This window comes from Pseudomonas salomonii (genome assembly GCF_900107155.1).
Taxonomy (GTDB): domain Bacteria; phylum Pseudomonadota; class Gammaproteobacteria; order Pseudomonadales; family Pseudomonadaceae; genus Aquipseudomonas; species Aquipseudomonas salomonii.
On record NZ_FNOX01000001.1, the window covers coordinates 329,678 to 344,302 of the forward strand.

The following is a 14,625-nucleotide window of genomic DNA, read 5'->3' on the forward strand; positions in this document are numbered from 1 at the left end:
GGCGTGCCTTTTTTAATGGCCGCGATTTGCCATGCTTGTTTTGATTCTCAATATCATTTAATAATAAATATCATTACCGAATGAGCGTGGATCATGAGTTCTGTCCTGCATGAGGATCCGTACCTGGAAAGTTGGCGTTGGATGAGTCGTCAGATTCGCTGCGGTCTCGATCCCAATGAACCGCGCCTGATCGAACATTACCTCAACGAGGGTCGATACCTGGCGTGCTGCACCGCGACCCATCCGTGGACGATCGCCGAAACGTCATTCCGCCTTTTGATCGACACCGCCGGCGACATCGCCTTGCCCTGGCACTGGCGATCCATGTGCCTGGACCAGGCCTGGCGCCCGCTGCGCGACCTGGAAAAACTTTCCCACTGTGCCTGCCGCCTCAAGCGCTGGCAGACCTTTGCCTGGCAATTGGCGACCTGCCAATTGCTGCCGTCTATTTCTCACTCCGACCTGGTGCAAGGATCAAACGATGAGTAACACTCGTATCGAACGCGACAGCATGGGCGAGCTGCAAGTACCCGCCGAGGCCCTGTATGGCGCGCAAACCCAGCGCGCGGTGAACAATTTTCCGATCAGCCATCAGCGCATGCCGGCGCAATTCATTCGCGCCCTGATCCTGGCCAAGGCCGCCGCCGCCAAGGTCAACGTCGACCTCAAGCAAATCAGCGAAGGGCAAGGCAAGGCCATCGTTGACGCGGCCCAGGGCCTGCTCGAAGGCAACTTCATGCCGCACTTCCCGGTGGATATCTTCCAGACCGGCTCCGGTACCAGCTCCAACATGAATGCCAACGAGGTGATTGCGACCCTGGCCAGCCGTTTGCTGGGCGAGCCGGTCAACCCCAATGACCACGTGAACTGTGGCCAGAGCAGCAACGACATTATCCCAACCACTATCCACGTCAGCGCAGCCTTGGTGCTGCATGAGCAAACGCTGCCGGCTTTGCTGCATTTGGTACAGGTCATCGAGCAAAAGGCCGAAGAAGTCCACCCGTTCATCAAGACCGGTCGTACGCACCTGATGGACGCCATGCCGGTGCGCATGAGCCAGGTGCTTAATGGTTGGGCGCAACAGCTCAAGGCCAATATCGGCCACCTGCAGGATTTGCTGCCGAGCTTGCAGGCCTTGGCACAGGGTGGCACAGCGGTTGGCACCGGGATCAATGCACACCCCGAATTTGCTGCGCGTTTCAGTCAGCAACTGAGCAGCCTGACCGGGGTGAAATTCACACCGGGCAAAAACCTGTTTGCGCTGATCGGCTCCCAGGACACTGCCGTCGCCGTTTCCGGCCAGCTGAAAGCCACCGCGGTGTCGCTGATGAAAATCGCCAACGACCTGCGCTGGATGAACTCCGGCCCGCTCGCAGGCTTGGGTGAGATCGAACTGGAAGGCTTGCAGCCAGGCTCCTCGATCATGCCGGGCAAGGTCAACCCGGTGATTCCGGAGGCCACCGCCATGGTTGCCGCCCAGGTCATCGGCAATGACACGGTAATCACTGTGGCGGGGCAGTCCGGCAACTTCGAATTGAACGTGATGCTGCCGATCATCGCCCAGAACCTGCTCAGCAGCCTCGAACTGCTGGCCAATTCCAGCCGCCTGCTGGCCGACAAGGCCATTGCCAGCTTCAAGGTCAACGAAGCCAAGCTTAAGGAAGCGCTGTCGCGCAACCCGATCCTGGTCACCGCACTTAACCCGATCATTGGTTACCAAAAGGCCGCTGAAATCGCCAAGAAGGCCTATCAGCAAGGCCGCCCGGTGATCGATGTCGCCCTCGAGCACACCGACTTGCCACGTAGCCAACTGGAGATCCTGCTGGACCCGGAAAAGCTCACGGCCGGCGGCGTGTAATCACCGACCCTGCTTTGGAGGCTCACCATGGAGCACTGGAAACGCACGATCGAACGGGCCAATCGCTGTTTTATGGCGGGCGAGCTGGTCGACGCTCGCGAAGCCTATTTGCAAGCCCTGGCCCTGGCTCAAGTGTTGTTCGAGCGTTGGGCGGATGCCGACGAAGCAGTGGCGGCTTGCGTCATTTCCCATCACAACCTGGCGGACCTGCACCTGCGCCTCAACCAGCCGGAGGAAAGTGCGGAATACCTCTGCGCCATTCACCAGCGGCTGCTGCAGACCATGCAGGACCCGCGTCTGAGCCCGCAATTGCGCGAGGCGGCGTTGCGCCAGAGCAGCAAGACCTATGTCGAACTGTTGAATTTCATCAGCGATCACGGCGAATACCCGCGTACCCATCGCCTGCTGGGTGGTGCTGCGGCGCAACCGATCACTCCACACTACGGAGCACATTGATATGACCTACACCTTGCCTGCCCTGCCTTACGCCTACGATGCCCTGGAACCGCATATCGATGCGCAAACCATGGAGATCCACTACACCAAGCATCACCAGACCTACATCAACAACCTGAATGCTGCGGTCGAAGGCACGGAGTTTGCGGGTTGGCCGGTAGAGAAGTTGGTGTCCAGCGTGGAGCAACTGCCGGAAAAACTGCGTGCTGCCGTGATCAACCAGGGCGGTGGTCATGCGAACCACTCGTTGTTCTGGGCGGTGATGTCGCCAAAAGGCGGCGGCAAACCCGAAGGTGCACTGGGCAAAGCCATCGACGAGCAATTGGGCGGCTTCGACAGTTTCAAAGAGGCCTTCACCAAGGCCGCCTTGACCCGCTTCGGCAGCGGCTGGGCCTGGCTGAGCGTCACCCCGCAGAAGACGCTGGTGGTGCAAAGCAGTGGTAACCAGGACAGCCCGTTGATGAGCGGCAACACGCCGATCCTCGGCCTGGACGTGTGGGAGCACGCTTATTATCTGCTGTATCAGAACCGTCGCCCGGAATACATCAACGCCTTTTATAGCGTGATCAACTGGCCGGAAGTCGCCGCACGCTACCAGGCCGCCCTGGCCTGATATTTAACCTATAACAAGATCTAAGGCCGACTATGGGCACTGAAACACTGGCGATCAGCAGCGGGCGAATGTTTCGTTATGCGTTTGGCTCGCTGTTGCTGTTGGCAGGGACTGCATTGCTGGTGGTCCATGGGCTGGCCTGGCTGAACCTTGAACCGCGTATCCTGCGCGCTTTGCAGGGTGGGGCGATCTGCGCGCTCGGCACTGCGCTGGGCGCGGTGCCCGTGCTGGTCATGCGCCGCATGCCGGTCGCGCTGAGCGATACCTTGCTGGGCTTTGGTGCCGGGGTAATGTTGGCGGCGACGGCATTTTCGCTGATCGTGCCCGGTATTGCAGCCGCTGAAGGCCTCGGGCTCTCACCTTGGGGCGCCAGTGGGTTGATCAGCTTCGGCATCATGCTCGGCGCGTACGGGTTGTATCTGGTGGACCGCAAGGTCTCCGGCGCGAGCCCGGAGATGCTGGTGGGCACGCCGGACAAACCGGTTATTGCGCCGCGCATCTGGCTGTTTGTGTTCGCCATCATTGCCCATAACATTCCGGAAGGCATGGCGGTGGGGGTTTCTGCCGGTGGCGGCATGCCGGATGCCGACAGCCTGGCCATGGGCATCGCCCTGCAGGATGTGCCGGAAGGGTTGGTGATCGCGCTGGTGCTGGCAGGGGCGGGCATGTCGCGGGTCAAAGCGTTCTTGATCGGCGCTGCGTCAGGATTGGTCGAGCCAGTATTCGCCGTGCTGTGTGCATGGCTGGTGAGTCTGGCTGAGGTTCTGTTGCCATTGGGGCTTGCGCTGGCGGCGGGGGCTATGTTGCTGGTGGTGACTCACGAAGTGATCCCGGAATCGCGCCGCAACGGTCACGAAAAGCTTGCCAGCCTGGGGTTGTGCATCGGGTTTTGTCTGATGATGGTGATGGACACCGCATTAGGGTGAGGCCGTTGCAGCCTCACACCTGTCTCAAGGGGTGGGTTTACTCACCCTCGTCAAAGTAGTTATTGATCAACTTAACCAGGGCGTCCATCGCTTCCTGCTCTTGTTCGCCTTCCGTCTTCAAGTGAATTTTAGTGCCCTTGCCCGCGGCCAGCATCATCATGGCCATGATGCTTTTGCCGTCGACCATCGACTCTGGCGTGCGCCCGGCGCGGATCTGGCAAGGAAACTGCCCGGCAACGCCGACGAATTTAGCCGAGGCGCGGGCGTGCAGGCCCAGCTTGTTGATGATTTCAATTTCCAGAGCGGGCATCGCGGGGGTGTTCCTTTCAGCTAAGGTCGCGGTGGCGAACCTGGACGTTCTTGAGGGTTTGTTGCAGCACCTGGCCCAGGCGTTCGGTCAGGTAGACGGAGCGATGGTGGCCGCCGGTGCAGCCGATGGCAATGGTGACATAAGCCCGATTACTTGCGGCAAAGCGCGGTAACCATTTGAGCAGGTAGCTGGAGATATCCTGGAACATCTCCTCGACATCCGGTTGCGCCGCCAGGTACTCGGCCACCGGCTGGTCCAAACCGGACTGGTCACGCAGCTCCGGCTTCCAGTAAGGGTTGGGCAGGCAGCGCACGTCGAACACCAGGTCGGCATCCACCGGCATCCCGCGCTTGAACCCGAACGACTCAACCAGAAAGGCCGTGCCCGGCTCCGGCTGGTTCAGCAGGCGCAGTTTGATCGCATCGCGCAACTGATACAGGTTGAGGTCCGTGGTGTTGATCTTCAGATCAGCGAGGTCAATGATCGGCCCTAACAGCGAGGTTTCGTCCTCGATGGCTTCGGCCAGGGAGCGATGCGGGCTGCTGAGGGGGTGACGTCGACGGGTTTCGGAGAAACGCTTGAGCAGCGTCTCCTCGTCGGCATCCAGGTACAGCACATCGCAATGAATATGCTTGGCGCGTACTTCCTCGAGCAGTTGCGGGAAGCGCTCAAGGTGGCTGGGCAGGTTGCGGGCGTCAATCGAGACGGCCACTAGGGGTTGCGCCAGTTCAGTGTGGATCAGGGCGCGTTCGGCCAACTCCGGCAGCAGGCCCGCCGGCAGGTTGTCGATGCAATAGAAGCCGTTGTCCTCAAGGACGTTGAGGGCGGTGCTTTTACCCGAGCCGGAACGGCCGCTCACGATGATCAAACGCATGATTACTGCCTGTTTTGCTCATCGAGTACAACCTGGTATAGCGCCTCGTTGCTGCTGGCACTGCGCAGTTTGTCGCGTACGTCCTTGCGGTCGAGCATGCTGGCGATCTGCCGGAGCAGTTCCAGGTGCGCATCGGTGGCGGCTTGCGGGACCAGCAGAACGAACAGCAGGTCAACCGGGGCGCCGTCGATGGCGTCGAAATCGATTTTCTCCTGCAGGTGCAATAACGCACTGACGGGAGAGGTGCAGCCTTCAAGGCGGCAGTGAGGAATGGCGATGCCGTTGCCAAAACCGGTGGAGCCCAGTTTTTCACGGTCGATCAGGGCCTTGAACACGACTTGCTCATCCAGCTCAGGCACTTCACGGCTGATCAGGTTGGCGATGTGTTCGAGGGCTTTTTTCTTACTGCCGCCCGGCGCGTTCACGAGGGAACGGCCGGGGGTCAGGATGGTTTCAAGTTGGATCATGGGGGAGAGTTAACGACCTGTACCTTGCATCAGGTGCAGATTCTTTTCCTTATGCTTTATGAGTTGGCGGTCCAGCTTGTCGTAGAGCGAGTCAATCGCCGCATACATATCTTCATGCTCGGCATTGGCGACGAGCTTCGCATTCGGTACATGCAGGGTGGCCTCGATTTTCTGCTTGAGCTTATCGACCTCCATGATGACCTGCACGTTGGTGATCTTGTCAAAATGCCCCGCAAGCTTGTTCAGCTTACTCTCGGTGTACTCACGCAGGGGCTTGGTGACTTCCAGTTGGTGTCCACTGATGTTGACTTGCATACAGCTTCTCCTTCGTTGCCAGTGCATAAAGCGACAGGCAAAAGCGCCTGCCACTGGAACGCTGTGGCCCGCCCGTCACATCAAACGCTTACGCTCGCTGGAAGGCGCGATCCCGAGGGACTCGCGGTACTTGGCGACGGTTCGACGGGCGACCTGAATGCCTTGTGCCTCCAGTAAACCAGCGATCTTACTGTCACTCAATGGCTTTTTCTGATTTTCCGCCGCAACCAGTTTTTTGATGATCGCGCGGATCGCCGTGGACGAGCATTCACCGCCTTCGGAGGTGCTGACGTGGCTGGAGAAAAAGTATTTCAGCTCATAAATACCCCGTGGGGTATGCATGAATTTCTGTGTGGTCACGCGGGAAATCGTCGATTCATGCATGCCCACAGCCTCGGCAATGTCATGCAGGACCAGCGGCTTCATCGCCTCGTCGCCATATTCCAGGAAGCCGCGCTGGTGCTCGACGATCTGGGTGGCCACTTTCATCAGGGTTTCGTTGCGGCTTTGCAGGCTCTTGATGAACCAGCGCGCTTCCTGCAATTGGTTGCGCATGAAGGTGTTGTCGGCGCTGGTATCGGCGCGGCGTACAAAGCCGGCGTACTGCGGGTTGACCCGCAGGCGTGGCACCGATTCCTGGTTCAGCTCCACCAGCCAGCGTTCGTTGTCTTTGCGCACGATCACGTCAGGCACGACATATTCGGCTTCGCTGGACTCGATCTGCGAGCCGGGGCGCGGGTTGAGGCTCTGCACCAGTTCGATGACCTGGCGCAGGTCATCTTCCTTGAGCTTCATGCGGCGCATCAACTGGCTGTAGTCGCGGCTGCCCAGCAGGTCGATGTAGTCGGTGACCAGGCGCTGGGCCTCGACGAGCCACGGGGTCTTGGCCGGCAGTTGGCGCAGTTGCAGCAACAGGCATTCGCTCAAGGTGCGAGCGCCAATGCCGGAAGGCTCGAACTGTTGGATGCGATGCAGGACGGCTTCGATTTCATCCAGTTCGATGTCCAATTCCGGGTCGAAGGCTTCCAGAATCTCGTCGAGCGTCTCGTCCAGGTAGCCCTGATTGTTGATGCAGTCGATCAGGGTTACGGCGATCAGGCGATCGGTGTCGGACATCGGCGCCAGGTTCAGTTGCCACAGCAAATGGCTCTGCAGGCTTTCACCGGCGGACGTGCGGGTAGTGAAGTCCCACTCGTCGTCGTCATTGCTGGGCAGGCTGCTGGCGCTGGTCTGGTAGACGTCTTCCCAGGCGGTGTCGACGGGAAGCTCGTTGGGAATGCGTTCGTTCCATTCGCCTTCCTCAAGGTTATCCACCGTAGGGGCGGTTTCCTGATAGGACGGTTCCTGCACGTCGGGGTTGGGTTTTTGCTCGATGTTGTCGGCCAGCGGGTCTGCATTATCGAAGTCGTCGCCTTCTTCCTGGCGTTCGAGCATCGGATTGGACTCCAGGGCCTCCTGGATTTCCTGTTGCAGGTCCAGGGTCGACAATTGGAGCAGGCGGATGGCCTGTTGCAGCTGCGGTGTCATCGTCAGCTGCTGGCCCATTCTCAGGACTAGCGATGGTTTCATGGCAGGGGCTTAACACCTTATTCGCCGGCGCAATGCGCCATCCACGACAGGGCGCGTGAGCGCCAAACATAAGCAAATTATATGCCTGATATCAGGGGCTTTGCCTAGAGCGCGGTAACAATAAAAAAACCGAGGTTTTTATTGACTTGCACGCGCCCCTGGCAACTGCCTGATATCACCGTGTTTACAGGCGGAACTCGTGACCCAGGTACACTTCCTTCACCAGTTCATTGGCCAGGATAGTGGCGGAATCACCTTCTGCAATCAGTTGCCCATCGTTGACGATATAGGCGGTTTCGCAAATATCGAGCGTCTCACGCACGTTGTGGTCGGTGATCAGTACACCGATCCCCTTGGCCTTGAGGTGATGGATGATCTGCTTGATATCGCCAACCGAGATCGGGTCAACACCGGCAAAAGGTTCGTCCAGCAGGATGAACTTCGGCGCGGTAGCCAGTGCGCGGGCGATTTCCACACGGCGACGCTCACCACCGGACAGGCTCATGCCGAGGTTGTCGCGGATGTGGTTGATGTGGAACTCCTGCAACAGGCTTTCCAGTTCTTTGCGACGGCCGTCACGGTCGAGCTCCTTGCGGGTCTCGAGGATCGCCATGATGTTGTCGGACACCGACAGTTTGCGGAAGATCGACGCCTCCTGGGGAAGATAGCCGATACCCGCGCGTGCACGACCGTGCATCGGCTGGTGGCTTACGTCCAGATCGTCAATCAATACACGGCCCTGATCCGCCTGGACCAGGCCAACAATCATATAGAAGCAGGTGGTCTTGCCGGCGCCGTTAGGGCCGAGCAAGCCGACGATCTGGCCGCTGTCGATCGACAGGCTGACGTCGCGTACGACCTGACGGCTTTTATAAGCTTTGGCCAGATGCTGGGCTTTCAGGGTTGCCATTAGTTCGTCTTCTTCGCAGCGGGTTTAGGCGCAGGGGCGGCAGCGTCTTTCTGTTTCGGCTGGATCACCATGTCGATGCGAGGACGGGGTTGCGTGACCTTGCTGCCATTGGCGCGACCGGCGGTGGCGATCTGCTTGACGGTGTCGTAGGTGATTTTTTCACCTTCGGTGGTGTTGCCGTCAGTGCTGACAACCCGTGCCTGGTCGATCAGGACAATGCGGTTCTGCTGAGCGTGATACTGGATGGTCTTACCGTAGCCCTGCATCGGCTTCTTGTCGGTAACCGACTGCATCTGTTCGAAGTAAGCCAGGTTGCCTACCGAAGTCACCACGTCGATGTCACCCGCCGGGGTGCGAGTCAGCGTTACCGTGTTGCCGGTAATCTTCATCGAGCCCTGGATAATGACCACGCCGCCGGAATAGGTCGCGACACCTTGCTTGTCATCCAGCTGCGCATCGTCAGCCTGAATGCGGATCGGTTGCTGGCTATCGTTCGGCAGAGCCCAGGCGCTCACGCTTCCCAGTGCTGCGCCCAGACCGAGCAAAATAGGGAGGGTTTTAACGAGCCTCATACTGTCCTCTTACGTTCGATAGCAGGTGTATCCTGCTTTCTTTCAAATACGCTTTCATTCCCTTGCCAGTCGATACACCGCCAGCGCCGTCAATTCTAACGTCTTGCTCGGTCTGCGCATATTGCTGTTGTGGGAAAACGGTCATGCGACTGCTGGTGATGATGGTGTCACGCTTCTGTTCATCGGTGCGCGCAACGCGTACCGAGTCGATCAACTCAACCTGGGTGCCGTCCGCATTGACCTCGCCACGTTTGCTGGTGACGTGCCACGGAAAGTCGGTGCCGCGGAACAGGTTCAGGTCCGGGTTGGTCAGCAGGCTGACTTCGGATGCCTTGACGTGCTCGACTTTTTCCGCGGTCATCTCGTATTGGACCTTGCCTTCAAGCGTGAACTGCACCGTATAGGCATTGGTGGCGAAATTGTCGATCAGCCCCTCGTCAACCTGGGCAACAGGCTTGTCGAGAAAGCGCTCCGGGCTGATATTCCAGTAGCCCACCGCCAGGAACAGCGCGGCAATGACTCCGAATAACAGGAAGTTGCGAATCTTTTTGCTCAGCATAAAACGCTCTATAAGTAGGCGGCGTGGGCCGCTTCAAGACTGCCCTGGGCACGCAGGATCAATTCGCAGAACTCGCGGGCAGCACCTTCGCCGCCACGCGCGGTAGTGATGCCGTGGGCGTGTTCACGAACAAATGCCGCAGCGTTTGCGACGGCCATACCCAGGCCCACTCGGCGAATGACCGGCAAGTCAGGTAGATCGTCACCCAGGTACGCAACCTGCTCATAGCTTAGGTTGAGTTGGCCAAGAAGCTCGTCCAGAACCACCAGTTTATCCTCACGGCCTTGATACAGGTGAGGAATCCCCAGGTTTTGTGCGCGGCGTTCCACAACCGGTGTCTTTCGACCACTGATAATCGCCGTTTGCACACCGGCGGCCATCAACATTTTGATGCCCTGGCCGTCGAGGGTGTTAAAGGTCTTGAATTCGCTGCCATCTTCGAGGAAATACAGGCGGCCATCAGTCAGCACGCCGTCCACGTCGAAAATCGCCAGTTTGATGTTTTTGCCGCGTTGCAGCAGGTCGCTGGTCATTTACATCACTCCCGCACGCAGCAAGTCGTGCATGTTCAGGGCGCCGATCGGGCGGTCGTCACTATTGGCCACCACCAGCGCGCCAATCTTATGGTCTTCCATGATCTTCAGCGCTTCGGCTGCAAGCATCTCGGGGCGGGCGGTCTTGCCGTGGGGCGTCATCACCGCATCGATAGTCGCGGTGTGGATATCGATGGTGCGGTCCAGGGTGCGGCGCAGGTCGCCGTCGGTGAAGACTCCGGCCAGGCGCCCGTCGGCTTCCAGGATCACGGTCATGCCCAGGCCCTTGCGGGTCATTTCCATCAGTGCGTCTTTGAGCAGGGTGCCGCGTTGTACGTGGGGCAGCTCATCCCCCGAATGCATGACGTTTTCCACTTTGAGCAGCAGACGACGACCCAGCGCGCCGCCCGGGTGCGAAAACGCGAAGTCTTCAGCGGTAAAACCACGGGCTTCCAGCAACGCCACGGCCAGGGCGTCGCCCATCACCAGGGCGGCGGTGGTGGAGGAGGTCGGTGCCAGGTTAAGCGGACAGGCTTCGTGGGCCACATGCACGTTCAAATTGACTTCGGCAGCCTTGGCCAGCGTGGATTCCGGGTTGCCGGTGAGGCTGATCATCTTGATGCCCAGGCGCTTGATCAAGGGCAGCAAGGTCACGATTTCGTTGGTGGTGCCGGAGTTCGACAGCGCCAGGATGATGTCATCCTTGGTGATCATGCCCATGTCACCGTGGCTGGCTTCGGCCGGGTGCACGAAAAACGCCGTGGTCCCGGTGCTGGCCAGGGTGGCGGCGATCTTGTTGCCGACGTGGCCGGATTTGCCCATGCCGACCACCACCACGCGGCCCTTGCTGGCCAGAATCATCTCGCAGGCACGTACGAAATCTGCGTCGATATGGGCCAGTAAACCTTCTACGGCTTCAAGCTCGAGGCGGATGGTGCGTTGTGCGGATTGAATAAGGTCGCTGGATTGGCTCATGTCTGAAGTCGTATAGCCTGACGAAAAGTCGGCGATTATAGCGGTAATGATCAAATCCCTCACGCTAGTTATTCTGTAAGTGCCTGGGATTTATGCTCAGTCAGGTGTTTTCCCTGTCCCGAATCTGAACAAGGGCTGTTCCGGCCTTGGGGGCTCTGTACCAGCAGTGATATAGTTCGCCGCCAGTTCGGTCGGCCCAAGCCACGCCGCTAACTTTTGTGCATCTGTTGCAAACGAAAGTCGCACGCATGGTGTCTGAGTGAAAGGCTGCATCCCAAGGAGATTAGATGAGTGCCGATAACGCCTACGCGGTCGAGCTGAAGGGCCTTACCTTCAAGCGCGGTTCGCGCAGCATCTTCAATAACGTCGATATTCGCATTCCCCGCGGTAAAGTCACGGGCATCATGGGGCCTTCCGGTTGCGGCAAGACCACTTTGTTGCGCCTGATGGGCATGCAATTGCGGCCCAGCGCCGGCGAAGTGTGGGTCAACGGCCAGAACCTGCCGACCCTGTCGCGCAGCGATCTGTTCGATGCGCGCAAGCATATGGGCGTGCTGTTCCAGAGCGGTGCCCTGTTTACCGACCTCGACGTTTTCGAAAACGTAGCGTTTCCGCTGCGGGTGCATACCCAGCTGTCCGATGAAATGATTCGTGACATTGTGCTGCTCAAATTGCAGGCCGTGGGCCTGCGCGGTGCTATCGACCTGATGCCCGACGAGTTGTCCGGTGGCATGAAGCGCCGAGTTGCGCTGGCGCGAGCGATTGCCCTCGATCCGCAGATTCTCATGTATGACGAGCCGTTCGTGGGCCAGGACCCGATCGCCATGGGCGTTCTGGTGCGCCTGATCCGCCTGCTCAACGATGCGTTGGGGATCACCAGCATCGTGGTTTCCCACGACCTGGCCGAAACCGCGAGCATTGCTGACTACCTTTATGTCGTCGGCGATGGCCAGGTGCTGGGGCAGGGCACGCCCGAAGAGCTCATGAACGCTGACAACCCGCGCATTCGCCAATTCATGACCGGCGATCCCGATGGCCCGGTGCCTTTTCATTTTCCGGCAGCGGACTACCGCTCAGATCTTCTGGGGAAGCGCTGATGCGCAAGACATCTTTAATCGAGAAGGTTCGCCTTTTCGGCCGCTCCGGCATCGACTTGATCGAGGTTCTGGGGCGTTCGACGATTTTCCTGTTTCACGCGCTGCTCGGGCGTGGCGGCATTGGCGGCGGTTTCGGCCTGCTGATCAAGCAGCTGCATTCGGTGGGTGTGATGTCCCTGGTCATCATCGTGGTGTCCGGGATATTCATCGGCATGGTGCTGGCGTTGCAGGGGTTCAATATCCTCTCCAGCTACGGTTCGGAGCAGGCAGTCGGGCAGATGGTTGCCCTGACGCTGCTGCGTGAACTGGGGCCGGTGGTCACCGCCTTGCTGTTCGCCGGGCGTGCGGGTTCTGCATTGACCGCCGAAATCGGCAACATGAAGTCCACCGAACAGTTGTCCAGCCTGGAAATGATCGGCGTGGACCCGCTCAAATATATTGTTGCCCCGCGCCTGTGGGCCGGCTTCATATCCCTGCCGCTGCTGGCGATGATTTTCAGCGTGGTGGGCATCTGGGGTGGTTCGTGGGTGGCGGTTGACTGGTTGGGCGTTTATGACGGCTCGTACTGGGGCAACATGCAAAACAGCGTGACCTTCAGCGGCGACGTGCTCAATGGCATCATCAAAAGCATCGTTTTCGCCTTTGTAGTGACCTGGATCGCCGTATTCCAAGGCTATGACTGTGAGCCCACTTCAGAAGGGATCAGTCGCGCCACCACCAAGACCGTTGTGTACGCCTCGCTGGCGGTACTGGGCCTTGACTTCATTTTGACCGCCTTGATGTTTGGAGATTTCTGATGCAAAACCGCACTGTGGAAATCGGTGTCGGCCTTTTCTTGCTGGCTGGCATCCTGGCTTTACTGTTGCTCGCCCTGCGAGTCAGCGGCCTTTCGGCCAGCCCCACCGCCGATACTTATAAACTTTACGCGTACTTCGACAATATCGCCGGTTTGACGGTCAGAGCTAAAGTGACCATGGCTGGTGTAACCATCGGCAAGGTCACGGCAATCGATCTGGATCGCGACAGCTTCACTGGCCGGGTGACCATGCAAGTCGACAAGAAGGTAGATAATCTGCCGACTGACTCCACTGCATCTATTCTCACTGCTGGGCTGCTGGGCGAGAAGTACATCGGCGTCAGCGTGGGTGGGGAAACAGCCCTGCTCAAGGATGGTTCGACAATCCACGACACACAGTCGTCGTTGGTGCTTGAAGACTTGATCGGTAAATTCCTGCTCAATACGGTCAATAAAGACGCCAAATGAGGAACCTGTTCATGATCTCTACCTTGCGACGTGGCCTGCTGGTGCTGCTGGCAGCGCTGCCGTTGATGGCCAACGCGGCGGGTTCTGCGCACGATCTGGTGCAGGACACGACCAACAAGATGCTGGCTGACCTGACTGCCAACAAAGAGCAGTACAAGCAAGACCCCACCAGGTTCTACGAAGCGCTCAACACCATTGTGGGTCCTGTGGTCGATGCCGAGGGCATTTCCCGCAGCATCATGACGGTCAAGTATTCGCGCAAGGCCACGCCTGCGCAGATGCAGACCTTCCAGGAAAACTTCAAGAAGGGCCTGTTCCAGTTCTATGGCAATGCCCTGCTTGAGTACAACAACCAAGGCATTACCGTCGCTCCAGCCGGGGATGAGTCGGGTGACCGCACCAGCGTCAACATGACCGTCAAGGGCAACAACGGCGCGGTTTACCCGGTTCAGTACACGCTGGAGAAGGTCAACGGCGAGTGGAAACTGCGCAACGTGATCATCAACGGCATCAACATCGGCAAGCTGTTCCGCGATCAGTTCGCTGATGCGATGCAGCGTAATGGCAATAACCTGGACAAAACCATCAATGGTTGGGCCGGTGAAGTCGCCAAAGCCAAGGAAGAAACCGACAAACAAGCCGGGAAGCCTGCGCAATGACCGAGTCGGCTGTTCGTCTTGGTGACGCCGGCGAGTTGTTCCTCAGCGGCGTGCTGGATTACCGCACCGGGCCTGAGCTGCGCAAGCAGGGCCAGGCGCTGATCAACAGCAGCAACGCGCCTGCGCTGGTGCTTGATTGCTCGGCGGTGACCAAGTCCAGCAGTGTCGGCTTGTCGTTGTTGCTGTGCTTCATGCGTGATGCGCAAGCGGCCAGGAAACCGGTCAGCATCCGCTCAATGCCCGAAGACATGCGCGAAATCGCGCAGGTTTCCGGTATTACCGAGCTGTTGGCGCATCCTTAATACACATTATTAGAGAAGCCCCCCGTCAGAGTCCTGCTATGCGGGGTTCGCAGGCGCGGGGCTTTTTTGTATGATGTGCGACCCGTGCGCACTGGGCGCCGATAGAGGTTGAGCATGCAGGCCCTAGAAGTTAAAAGCTTCCTTGAAGGAAAGCTGCCCGAAACGAACGTCGAAGTTGAAGGCGAAGGCTGCAATTTCCAGCTGAACGTGATTAGCGATGAACTGGCGGCATTGAGCCCGGTCAAGCGTCAACAGCAGATCTATGCCCATTTGAACCCGTGGATCACCAATGGCAGCATCCATGCGGTCACTATGAAATTTTTCAGCCGCGCGGCCTGGGCCGAGCGCACCTGAGCCCCCAAGGCG

General features: G+C 58.8%; 21 protein-coding genes. 11 read left to right on the top strand and 10 right to left on the bottom strand.

Annotated features, from left to right (window positions below):
- The first annotated feature begins 93 nt into the window (after positions 1–93).
- From BLV67_RS01630 to BLV67_RS01650, 5 genes are read left to right on the top strand one after another with little or no spacing between them, the layout of a single operon-like run.
- A complete protein-coding gene (locus tag BLV67_RS01630) occupies positions 94–489 on the top strand; it encodes a FagA protein (protein WP_065930273.1) in 396 nt (131 codons plus the stop codon).
- On the top strand, positions 482–1,858 hold the full coding sequence (locus BLV67_RS01635; protein ID WP_065930274.1) for a class II fumarate hydratase: 1,377 nt from the start codon (positions 482–484) through the stop codon (positions 1,856–1,858). The genes BLV67_RS01630 and BLV67_RS01635 overlap by 8 nt, the downstream gene beginning before the upstream one ends.
- Before the next feature lie 27 nt (positions 1,859–1,885).
- Entirely contained in the window at positions 1,886–2,314 is a 429-nt protein-coding gene (locus tag BLV67_RS01640; RefSeq protein ID WP_065930275.1) for a hypothetical protein, read from the top strand.
- A gap of 1 nt (position 2,315) precedes the next feature.
- The gene (locus BLV67_RS01645) at positions 2,316–2,927 is read left to right on the top strand and encodes a superoxide dismutase (RefSeq protein ID WP_065930276.1); all 612 of its coding nucleotides are present in this window, start codon (positions 2,316–2,318) and stop codon (positions 2,925–2,927) included.
- 32 nt (positions 2,928–2,959) lie between these two features.
- Positions 2,960–3,853 carry a ZIP family metal transporter gene (locus BLV67_RS01650; RefSeq protein ID WP_069786075.1) on the top strand — a complete coding sequence of 298 codons (894 nt, stop codon included), beginning with the start codon at positions 2,960–2,962 and terminating at the stop codon, positions 3,851–3,853.
- A 37-nt stretch (positions 3,854–3,890) separates the two neighbouring features.
- Here BLV67_RS01650 and BLV67_RS01655 read toward each other — a convergent pair whose 3' ends face one another.
- The 10 genes from BLV67_RS01655 to BLV67_RS01700 all read right to left on the bottom strand — a co-directional run bounded on the left by BLV67_RS01655 (position 3,891) and on the right by BLV67_RS01700 (position 10,937).
- The gene (locus tag BLV67_RS01655) at positions 3,891–4,163 is read right to left on the bottom strand and encodes an HPr family phosphocarrier protein (protein ID WP_017138240.1); all 273 of its coding nucleotides are present in this window, start codon (positions 4,161–4,163) and stop codon (positions 3,891–3,893) included.
- Between the two features lie 16 nt (positions 4,164–4,179).
- Positions 4,180–5,037, bottom strand: a complete 858-nt coding sequence (rapZ, locus tag BLV67_RS01660) for an RNase adapter RapZ (RefSeq protein WP_056859026.1) — start codon at positions 5,035–5,037, stop codon at positions 4,180–4,182.
- A gap of 2 nt (positions 5,038–5,039) precedes the next feature.
- On the bottom strand, positions 5,040–5,504 hold the full coding sequence (ptsN, locus tag BLV67_RS01665) for a PTS IIA-like nitrogen regulatory protein PtsN (protein WP_069786076.1): 465 nt from the start codon (positions 5,502–5,504) through the stop codon (positions 5,040–5,042).
- Between the two features lie 9 nt (positions 5,505–5,513).
- Complete coding sequence (gene hpf, locus BLV67_RS01670) at positions 5,514–5,819, bottom strand: ribosome hibernation-promoting factor, HPF/YfiA family (RefSeq protein WP_003171804.1); 306 nt, start codon at positions 5,817–5,819, stop codon at positions 5,514–5,516.
- Positions 5,820–5,894: 75 nt separating this feature from the next.
- A complete protein-coding gene (locus BLV67_RS01675) occupies positions 5,895–7,388 on the bottom strand; it encodes an RNA polymerase factor sigma-54 (RefSeq protein WP_065930281.1) in 1,494 nt (497 codons plus the stop codon).
- A 184-nt stretch (positions 7,389–7,572) separates the two neighbouring features.
- On the bottom strand, positions 7,573–8,298 hold the full coding sequence (gene lptB / locus BLV67_RS01680; protein WP_016974288.1) for an LPS export ABC transporter ATP-binding protein: 726 nt from the start codon (positions 8,296–8,298) through the stop codon (positions 7,573–7,575).
- Positions 8,298–8,870: a lipopolysaccharide transport periplasmic protein LptA gene (gene lptA / locus BLV67_RS01685; RefSeq protein WP_065930282.1), complete on the bottom strand. Its 573-nt coding sequence runs from the start codon at positions 8,868–8,870 to the stop codon at positions 8,298–8,300. Before lptA ends, lptB begins: the two co-directional genes overlap by 1 nt.
- Positions 8,857–9,429 carry an LPS export ABC transporter periplasmic protein LptC gene (gene lptC / locus BLV67_RS01690; RefSeq protein WP_065930283.1) on the bottom strand — a complete coding sequence of 191 codons (573 nt, stop codon included), beginning with the start codon at positions 9,427–9,429 and terminating at the stop codon, positions 8,857–8,859. The genes lptA and lptC overlap by 14 nt, the downstream gene beginning before the upstream one ends.
- Positions 9,430–9,437: 8 nt before the next feature.
- The gene (locus tag BLV67_RS01695) at positions 9,438–9,962 is read right to left on the bottom strand and encodes a KdsC family phosphatase (RefSeq protein WP_034118123.1); all 525 of its coding nucleotides are present in this window, start codon (positions 9,960–9,962) and stop codon (positions 9,438–9,440) included.
- Entirely contained in the window at positions 9,963–10,937 is a 975-nt protein-coding gene (locus BLV67_RS01700; protein ID WP_069786077.1) for a KpsF/GutQ family sugar-phosphate isomerase, read from the bottom strand.
- A gap of 287 nt (positions 10,938–11,224) precedes the next feature.
- Between BLV67_RS01700 and BLV67_RS01705 the strand changes: the two genes are divergently transcribed.
- The 6 genes from BLV67_RS01705 to BLV67_RS01730 all read left to right on the top strand — a co-directional run bounded on the left by BLV67_RS01705 (position 11,225) and on the right by BLV67_RS01730 (position 14,613).
- Positions 11,225–12,034, top strand: a complete 810-nt coding sequence (locus tag BLV67_RS01705) for an ATP-binding cassette domain-containing protein (RefSeq protein ID WP_005784851.1) — start codon at positions 11,225–11,227, stop codon at positions 12,032–12,034.
- A complete protein-coding gene (gene mlaE, locus BLV67_RS01710; RefSeq protein WP_056859019.1) occupies positions 12,034–12,831 on the top strand; it encodes a lipid asymmetry maintenance ABC transporter permease subunit MlaE in 798 nt (265 codons plus the stop codon). Before BLV67_RS01705 ends, mlaE begins: the two co-directional genes overlap by 1 nt.
- Positions 12,831–13,298 (top strand): outer membrane lipid asymmetry maintenance protein MlaD, encoded by a 468-nt coding sequence (gene mlaD / locus BLV67_RS01715; protein WP_005784855.1) that lies wholly within the window; start codon positions 12,831–12,833, stop codon positions 13,296–13,298. Before mlaE ends, mlaD begins: the two co-directional genes overlap by 1 nt.
- An 11-nt stretch (positions 13,299–13,309) precedes the next feature.
- Entirely contained in the window at positions 13,310–13,957 is a 648-nt protein-coding gene (locus BLV67_RS01720; protein ID WP_056859018.1) for an MlaC/ttg2D family ABC transporter substrate-binding protein, read from the top strand.
- Positions 13,954–14,259 carry an STAS domain-containing protein gene (locus BLV67_RS01725; RefSeq protein WP_065930286.1) on the top strand — a complete coding sequence of 102 codons (306 nt, stop codon included), beginning with the start codon at positions 13,954–13,956 and terminating at the stop codon, positions 14,257–14,259. Before BLV67_RS01720 ends, BLV67_RS01725 begins: the two co-directional genes overlap by 4 nt.
- A 114-nt stretch (positions 14,260–14,373) precedes the next feature.
- Complete coding sequence (locus BLV67_RS01730) at positions 14,374–14,613, top strand: BolA family protein (RefSeq protein WP_065930287.1); 240 nt, start codon at positions 14,374–14,376, stop codon at positions 14,611–14,613.
- The last annotated feature ends 12 nt before the right edge of the window (positions 14,614–14,625 follow it).

Excerpts from the sequence above, each read along its gene's own strand:
- lptC (WP_065930283.1), bottom strand. The coding sequence starts at position 9,429 with ATGCTGAGCAAAAAGATTCGCAACTTCCTGTTATTCGGAGTCATTGCC.
- mlaE (WP_056859019.1), top strand. The coding sequence starts at position 12,034 with ATGCGCAAGACATCTTTAATCGAGAAGGTTCGCCTTTTCGGCCGCTCC.
- BLV67_RS01650 (WP_069786075.1), top strand. The coding sequence starts at position 2,960 with ATGGGCACTGAAACACTGGCGATCAGCAGCGGGCGAATGTTTCGTTAT.
- BLV67_RS01675 (WP_065930281.1), bottom strand. The coding sequence starts at position 7,388 with ATGAAACCATCGCTAGTCCTGAGAATGGGCCAGCAGCTGACGATGACA.
- BLV67_RS01655 (WP_017138240.1), bottom strand. The coding sequence starts at position 4,163 with ATGCCCGCTCTGGAAATTGAAATCATCAACAAGCTGGGCCTGCACGCC.
- ptsN (WP_069786076.1), bottom strand. The coding sequence starts at position 5,504 with ATGATCCAACTTGAAACCATCCTGACCCCCGGCCGTTCCCTCGTGAAC.
- BLV67_RS01730 (WP_065930287.1), top strand. The coding sequence starts at position 14,374 with ATGCAGGCCCTAGAAGTTAAAAGCTTCCTTGAAGGAAAGCTGCCCGAA.
- BLV67_RS01645 (WP_065930276.1), top strand. The coding sequence starts at position 2,316 with ATGACCTACACCTTGCCTGCCCTGCCTTACGCCTACGATGCCCTGGAA.
- lptA (WP_065930282.1), bottom strand. The coding sequence starts at position 8,870 with ATGAGGCTCGTTAAAACCCTCCCTATTTTGCTCGGTCTGGGCGCAGCA.
- BLV67_RS01695 (WP_034118123.1), bottom strand. The coding sequence starts at position 9,962 with ATGACCAGCGACCTGCTGCAACGCGGCAAAAACATCAAACTGGCGATT.
- BLV67_RS01635 (WP_065930274.1), top strand. The coding sequence starts at position 482 with ATGAGTAACACTCGTATCGAACGCGACAGCATGGGCGAGCTGCAAGTA.
- BLV67_RS01725 (WP_065930286.1), top strand. The coding sequence starts at position 13,954 with ATGACCGAGTCGGCTGTTCGTCTTGGTGACGCCGGCGAGTTGTTCCTC.
- BLV67_RS01640 (WP_065930275.1), top strand. The coding sequence starts at position 1,886 with ATGGAGCACTGGAAACGCACGATCGAACGGGCCAATCGCTGTTTTATG.
- hpf (WP_003171804.1), bottom strand. The coding sequence starts at position 5,819 with ATGCAAGTCAACATCAGTGGACACCAACTGGAAGTCACCAAGCCCCTG.
- BLV67_RS01630 (WP_065930273.1), top strand. The coding sequence starts at position 94 with ATGAGTTCTGTCCTGCATGAGGATCCGTACCTGGAAAGTTGGCGTTGG.
- BLV67_RS01705 (WP_005784851.1), top strand. The coding sequence starts at position 11,225 with ATGAGTGCCGATAACGCCTACGCGGTCGAGCTGAAGGGCCTTACCTTC.
- lptB (WP_016974288.1), bottom strand. The coding sequence starts at position 8,298 with ATGGCAACCCTGAAAGCCCAGCATCTGGCCAAAGCTTATAAAAGCCGT.
- rapZ (WP_056859026.1), bottom strand. The coding sequence starts at position 5,037 with ATGCGTTTGATCATCGTGAGCGGCCGTTCCGGCTCGGGTAAAAGCACC.
- BLV67_RS01720 (WP_056859018.1), top strand. The coding sequence starts at position 13,310 with ATGATCTCTACCTTGCGACGTGGCCTGCTGGTGCTGCTGGCAGCGCTG.
- mlaD (WP_005784855.1), top strand. The coding sequence starts at position 12,831 with ATGCAAAACCGCACTGTGGAAATCGGTGTCGGCCTTTTCTTGCTGGCT.
- BLV67_RS01700 (WP_069786077.1), bottom strand. The coding sequence starts at position 10,937 with ATGAGCCAATCCAGCGACCTTATTCAATCCGCACAACGCACCATCCGC.